Source organism: Cupriavidus sp. 05T313, assembly GCF_056396665.1.
In genome coordinates this window covers 24,627-30,958 of sequence record NZ_JBFTLX010000104.1, presented here as the reverse complement: position 1 = coordinate 30,958, position 6,332 = coordinate 24,627, and the positions used below count along the sequence as shown (strand labels likewise).

Annotated in this window: 4 protein-coding genes and 1 pseudogene; 2 read left to right on the top strand and 3 right to left on the bottom strand. The window is 62.8% G+C overall.

Annotated elements, in window-relative coordinates; all coding sequences use genetic code 11:
• Positions 1–441 (bottom strand): aldo/keto reductase (locus tag AC1DKD_RS21780; protein ID WP_477143697.1); only part of this gene is annotated, 441 nt, incomplete at its 3' end.
• A gap of 318 nt (positions 442–759) precedes the next feature.
• Here AC1DKD_RS21780 and AC1DKD_RS21775 point away from each other — a divergent pair.
• Positions 760–1,668, top strand: coding sequence for a LysR family transcriptional regulator (locus AC1DKD_RS21775; protein ID WP_441629536.1), 909 nt, complete (start codon positions 760–762; stop codon positions 1,666–1,668).
• A 453-nt stretch (positions 1,669–2,121) separates the two neighbouring features.
• Positions 2,122–3,097: pseudogene (locus AC1DKD_RS21770) on the top strand (GNAT family N-acetyltransferase).
• A 220-nt stretch (positions 3,098–3,317) separates the two neighbouring features.
• Here AC1DKD_RS21770 and AC1DKD_RS21765 read toward each other — a convergent pair.
• Both AC1DKD_RS21765 and AC1DKD_RS21760 read right to left on the bottom strand, forming a co-directional pair.
• The gene (locus tag AC1DKD_RS21765; RefSeq protein ID WP_441629538.1) at positions 3,318–4,310 is read right to left on the bottom strand and encodes a Bug family tripartite tricarboxylate transporter substrate binding protein; all 993 of its coding nucleotides are present in this window, start codon (positions 4,308–4,310) and stop codon (positions 3,318–3,320) included.
• Between the two features lie 61 nt (positions 4,311–4,371).
• On the bottom strand, positions 4,372–6,288 hold the full coding sequence (locus AC1DKD_RS21760) for an acetate--CoA ligase family protein (RefSeq protein WP_477143696.1): 1,917 nt from the start codon (positions 6,286–6,288) through the stop codon (positions 4,372–4,374).
• Between the last annotated feature and the right edge of the window lie 44 nt (positions 6,289–6,332).

Sequence of the window (6,332 nt, the reverse complement as noted above, 5' to 3'; positions counted from 1 at the left end):
GAAATGCAGAATCTTTCCCTGGCTGATCAGGTCCTTGATCGCTCCGGCGACATCCTCGATCGGGACACTCGGATCGACGCGGTGCTGGTAATACAGATCGATGCGATCGGTTCGCAGGCGTTTCAGAGACTCCTCAACCACTTTGCGGATATGCTCCGGGCAGCTGTTCAGCGCAATCGTTCCGTCAATAGCAAAGCCAAATTTGGTGGCGATCTGCACCTTGTCACGGAACGGCGCAACCGCTTCGCCAACGAATTCCTCGCTCAGGTACGGTCCGTAGACCTCGGCGGTATCGAAGAATGTGACGCCATGCTCGAAAGCCGTTCGGATTGTCTTTAGAGCTTCGTTTTTCGGGACGGGGGCATTGTAGTTGCCAGCGAAAGTCATGCAGCCTGCGCCGATTTCCGAGACCTGCAGTCCTCCTAACGTGCGCTGTTTCATACCTTGTCCTTGTGTGGGTTGAGTGTCATGTTTGCGTTGGGAATATGCCCTGCCAATACCGAGGGTGAGTTCGGCGGCTGCGACCGCGCCCAGTGCAATCGCGTGCTTTACGAAGGTGCGCCGGCTGTCGCTTCGGAGACTGAGACGATGCGGTGGCTGCTGCGGTAGTCCAGCGTCTTCGTCACTAACAAGCATGGTCATGCCTCGTGGTTTTTGCGGATGTGCGTTCCGCCGGCTGCGTACTGTCAATCTATCACCGTGAAACTCATACGATTAGATGGCACAATCCTCTTGCTGTTATAGGAAGGGGTTATAAATATGAAGGTGAGCCTGGATGACCTTGCCGCGTTCCTCACGGTGGCTTCGAAAAAGAGCTTTACGCGAGCGGCGGCGCAACTGGGGATCTCGCAGCCTGCATTAAGCGCGAAGATGACGTCTCTCGAACAGAGATTGGGCGTCCAGCTTCTGACGCGCACGACTCGCAGCGTCTCCACGACCGAGGCAGGCGAACGGCTGCTCAGATCGATCACGCCTCACTTCGAAGGTATTGCCTCTGGCCTTGCCGATCTGAACGCGCTGCGGGACAAACCAGCCGGGAGCCTGCGGATAACATCTGTCGAGCACGCTTCGCAAAAAATCCTGGTGCCGACGTTGGCAAAGCTGCTGCCTGAATACCCCGATATCAGCGTGGAGGTCATCAACGATTACAGGCTGGTTGACATCGTGGCGGAGCGGTTTGATGCGGGTATTCGTCTTGGCGTGCAGGTAGCGCAAGACATGGTTGCCGTGCGCATTGGCCCAGACTTCGAACAGTGCGTGGTCGGCGCGCCAACGTATCTCCAACGGTATGGCACACCCACGACCCCGGACCACCTGATGGGGCATCGCTGCATTTCCCTGCGCCTGCCGAGTTCCGGCGGCGTCTGGTCGTGGCCGTTCGTAAAGAAAGGGAACGAGCTGAAAGTACGGCCGGGTAGCGAGTTGTCGTTCAACACGATCACGCTACAGCTGGACAGCGCCCTGGCCGGGCTCGGCCTCGCATACTTGCCGGAAGACGTCGTGAGCGACTATGTCGCGGCTGGGAAACTCGTGCGCGTATTGGCCGACTGGTCGATGCCGATGCCCGGTTACCACCTCTACTATCCGAGCCGTCGCCAGCCGAGTCCGGCATTTACTGTTCTCGTTGATGCTTTGAGATTTCGAGCAACAGCAGCCCCGGTGAGATAGACGGGAGAGCCTGTGCGTCGCGCAGGCGCTGAGGGTGCACCCCAATGGGAAAAGGTGTACACCGTCGAATGGTCAATACGGGTAAGGCAGTGGCGGCTTCGCTATATGAGTCGGCGCGTCTTCAGGACGCTTGGCTCACGAACAAATGAAACGGAGCGTCGGTGTTTTCCTACGGCGCAAGCGACCGTCCGTTATAGCTTGAAAGCCGACCTGGATGCGGCGTGTCGCCGATCGTCCCCTGTGGGTCGGGAAGGGACGACCGGGTAGCGGCCGGTCGAGGTCCCTTCCCGGCCAAGTATGGATGTTCCGCCGACACGCGTCGGCGGCCGCGGCAGAATCGAAAACGGCCCATCAAGGGTGCTTGCCGGAATTCGACGTCTCCGCAAGACTGACTTGCATAGGTTGCGTTTCGCAACTATATTGCTTGCGAAGCGCAACTTGTGAGAGCCCGTCATGGATCTTGTCGACATGCCAGCCAAGCCCCGGGAAACTACGATACTGGAGCTCCGGGACTTTTCCCGAAGACTGGTTCGTGAACTCGGTTTCATGCGAACGACGCTGGCCGAGAGTGATCTTGCTCCGTCGGCTGTCCACGCGATCATCGAGATCGGGGCGACGCCGGGCATCAATGCGAAGGATCTGGGCAATATCTTGCGCCTGGACAAGTCGAACACCAGCCGGCAGGTCGCGAGGCTGGAGGCGAGCGGACTTGTGGAGCGCCAGACTGCAAATGAAGATGCGCGTTCGTCCGAGCTGTATCTGACGGACGCAGGGCAGAAGCTCCGGAGAAAGATCGACCGATTCGCGACGGATCAGGTCTCCAACGCGCTTCGACGTATGGTTCCTGCCGACCAGCAAGCCTTGGTCCGCTCTCTCGCGCTGTACGCCGACGCACTTGCAAGGGACAACTCGGCCAAAGCCACTTCCGAAGATGCCTCGCCCACACGGATTCTGGAAGGCTACCAGCCTGGCTGCATTGGCGACGTCGCGAGCTTGCACGCCCGCTTCTACTCGGAGCACTGGGGCTTCGGCGCTTTTTTTCGAGAAGAAGGTGGCAACGGAGCTTGCCGAGTTCGCCGGTGCGCTGCCGGCTAGCGGCAAGGCGCTATGGCTCTACGCAGAAAATGGCCGATTTCTCGCCTCGTTGGCAATCGACGGGGATGACAACGCGGGCGTAGCCCATTTGCGATGGTTCATTGTGGACGATTCGTTGCGTGGCTCCGGTATCGGACGGCAACTGATGTCTCGCGCGATGAGATTTGTTGACGAGCGCTTTAGCGAGACATACCTCTGGACGTTCAAAGGTCTGGATGCGGCGCGCCATCTATATGAGTCATTTGGCTTTCGGTTGACCGGCGAATCGGAGGGGGCGCAATGGGGAACGGAGGTCATCGAGCAACGGTTCAGTCGTCGCTCGGCCAGACCCTGACACTAATTCGAAAATGGACGACAGCGAGAGGCCAGCAAGCCATGCGCTTGCGGCAGGGACCAGGCCGCTCATGCCGAGCGGCCTGGTAGTCAGTCTTGCGCAGTGGCCCCGGGAAACCCCTTCCAAAACCGGTCAAAAAATAAACCGTGTATTGATAAACGTGTCGCTGGCGTCGCGGCGTTCGGCAAGTAAGGGCTTTCGCCGCTGCGGGGGGGCCGGCCTATTCGGGCTGGATGCCGGCGATGGCGATCAGGCGTTTCCAGATCTGCTGGTCTTCCATGATCGCCTTGCTGACCTCCGGCCCGGCGGCCGGATACGGCGCGCTGCCGCGGCTGGCGTAGTGCGCGACGGCTTCCGGCGAGTTCACGAACTCCAGCGTCAGGCGGGTGAGCCGGTCCACGATCGCGGGGGGCGTGCCGGCCGGCGCGAACAGGCCCGTCCAGTTGATCATGGTGAGTTCCGGCAGGCCGGATTCCGCGATGGTCGGCACGTCGCCAAGGACCGATACGCGGTTTGGACCGACAACCGCCAGCGCCCGCATCTTGCCGGAGCGGATATGCGGCGCCACGGCGGATGCATCGACGCCGGCGTAGTCGACCACGCCGGCCATGACATCGGTCAGCAGATTGCCTTGCGTCTTGTAGGGGACGTTGACGGTCCGGATCTTTGCTGCTTCCCCGAACGCAGCCATGATCGTCTGGTAGCCGGAACTGCTGGTGCCGTAGTTCAGGCTTCCCGGCCTGGCTTTGGCGGCCGCGGTCAGATCGGCGATGGTGCGCAAGGGCGAAGAACCCGGCACCACGATGGCGGCCGGCAACGCGGACATGCGCGCCACGGGGACGAAGTCCTTGCGCGGGTTGTAGGGCAACTGCTTGTACAGGAACGGATTGGCTGCCATCGCGCCGGAGCCCGCATAGAGCAAGGTGTAGCCGTCCGGCGCGGCTTTCGCCACGTAGTCGGTGCCGATGATCATGCCCGCGCCGGGCCGGTTCTCGATCACGACACTCTGGCCGAGCTTCTGTCCAAGGAACTTCGCCAGCAGGCGGGAGTAGTCGTCCAGGCCGGTGCCGGGGCTGGTGACCGAAACGATCTTGATCACCCGTTCGGGATAATCCCGGGTCTGAGCGCTCGCCGGCAAGCCAAGGCCGTACAGGGTGCCGATGACAGCCAGGCCGATGAGGCGGCGCCTGGCCGGTAAGGGAATCATTGTCATGCTTGTCTCCTGCATTCTTGTTTGTTTTGATGGCAGCATCGAGCCGGCCGTAGCCGGCGTGTCAGGCCGCGCTGGCCTGGGGCTTTGCAATCAGCGCGTCCACCGCGACGACGCCGTCCGCGCTGCAGATGAGCGGATTGACATCGAACTCCGCGATCACCGTGCGTTGGTCGGCGGCAAACTCCGAGAGCCGGACGATGGCGTTGGCGAGCCCATCGATATCGACCGGCGGGGCGCCGCGGAAGCCCTGCAACAACGGATAGCCGCGCAGCTGTTCGAGCAGGCGGTGTGCCTGCTGCGTGACACCGATGCGGATCACGCCTGCCTCGGACTTGTGCGGGATGTCCGCGCTTTCGACCTTGAGGACCACGGGATAGCCGCAGGCCGACGCCGCCTCGATCGCTGATGCCTCGCTTGTCGCCAGGTGTTCGCCAACCACCGGTACCCCATACAAGGCCAGCACGTTCTTCGATTGCCGCTCGGTCAGTACCCTGGCCGGCGTGGCCTCGATCATCCCGCGCGCATCGCGAATCACGGATTCGTGTGTCAGGCGGGGCGGCCGTTCCTCGTCGCGCTGCGCCAGCCATTGCTCGCGGGCGTGCCAGGCTGCCAGCGCGGCGAAGCAGTCCGACGCCGAGCGGAACAAAGCGAGCCTGGGAAGGTTCTCGGCCATCGCGGCATTTGGCCCTTCCAGCCATTCCGACAGCCACAGCCCGCAGGCCATCTTGTCGTGCCTCGCCGCCAGGTCATTGAACAGTTGCAGCCGCCTGACATTGGGCTCGCCCGTGACCGGCAAGGGCAACACCACCGCGCCATAGGCCGGGTCGCTGAACATGGCTTCGCCGCATTCGACAAAGGAGGTGAAGTTGTTGGCTGCCTCCGCGGTGACGTCGCACGGGTTGCGGGCCGCGCCGAAATCCGGGATGCAGCGCTCCACCACGGCACGTGTCTGTTCGGCGGGCTGGGGCAGGGCCACGTGATGGTGCTCGGCTTCGTCCGCCGCGATGATGCCTGCCCCGCCGGAGATGGACACGATCGCGGTGCCGGCGGCGCTGGGCCGTGGCGCCTTGGCAAAGAACGCGGTCGTGGGAATCAGTTGTTCGAGCGTTTCGACCTGCACCACGCCCGCGTGGCGGAACGCCGCGGCATAGGCGCTGTTGGAGCCTGCCATCGAGCCTGTGTGCGACAGTGCCGCCTCGGCCCCCAGTTTGCCGCGGGCCGTCTTGTAGACCACCAGCGTCTTGCCGGCGTCGGCGCAGGCTTGCGCCGCCTGGACGATGCGGTTTGCGTCGGACAGTCCCTCGAAGATGCAGGCAATCGCGGCGCAGTGCGGATCGCCGGCGAGAAAGGAGATCTGGTCCGCCACGTCGATGTCCCCCGCATTACCGCAGGAAAACACATGGCTGAAAGCCGTACCGTGGTTGACGGCCTCCTGCATGGCGAAGGCGAGCGCGCCGGACTGGCTCACCACGCCGATCGCATGCGCCGGCAGCGGTGTCGTGCGCGGCGCCAGGTCGGCAAAGGAGACGATGGCGTTGTCGACGTAGCTGGCGTAGCCAATGCAGTTCGGTCCGAGCAGCCGTACGCCGCTCTCGCGCGCCAGCCGGATCAGCCTGAGCTGCTCTTCGACGTGTTCGGACTTGCCCGTCTCGGCGTACCCGGAGGCGAACACCACCACGCCGCCGACGCCAAGCGCGCCGCACTGGCGCACGATCGGCTCGACCGTGTCGCGTGCCGTGGCGATCAGGACGCAGTCCGGGGTCTCGGGCAGGTCGGCCAGCGAGGGATAGCAGACTTGCTCCCCGATACGGTCGTACTTCGGATTGACGAACATCCTTTGCCCGCCGAAGCCGCGCAGGTTACCCATGGCGCGGCCGGCGAAGGCGCGTTCGTTGGGCGTCGCGCCGACGATCGCGATGCTGCGGGGATGAAATATGCGCCGCAGATCGGCATGGGTGTACAGCGTGCGTGAAGCCATCGATTTTTCCATGTTCAGAAGGACTCCGGAAGGCCATCGCGCCC

What these genes read in the sequence shown, in the direction of transcription:
- AC1DKD_RS21775 (WP_441629536.1), top strand. Translation starts at nt 760, where the DNA reads ATGAAGGTGAGCCTGGATGACCTTGCCGCGTTCCTCACGGTGGCTTCG.
- AC1DKD_RS21765 (WP_441629538.1), bottom strand. Translation starts at nt 4,310, where the DNA reads ATGACAATGATTCCCTTACCGGCCAGGCGCCGCCTCATCGGCCTGGCT.
- AC1DKD_RS21760 (WP_477143696.1), bottom strand. Translation starts at nt 6,288, where the DNA reads ATGGCTTCACGCACGCTGTACACCCATGCCGATCTGCGGCGCATATTT.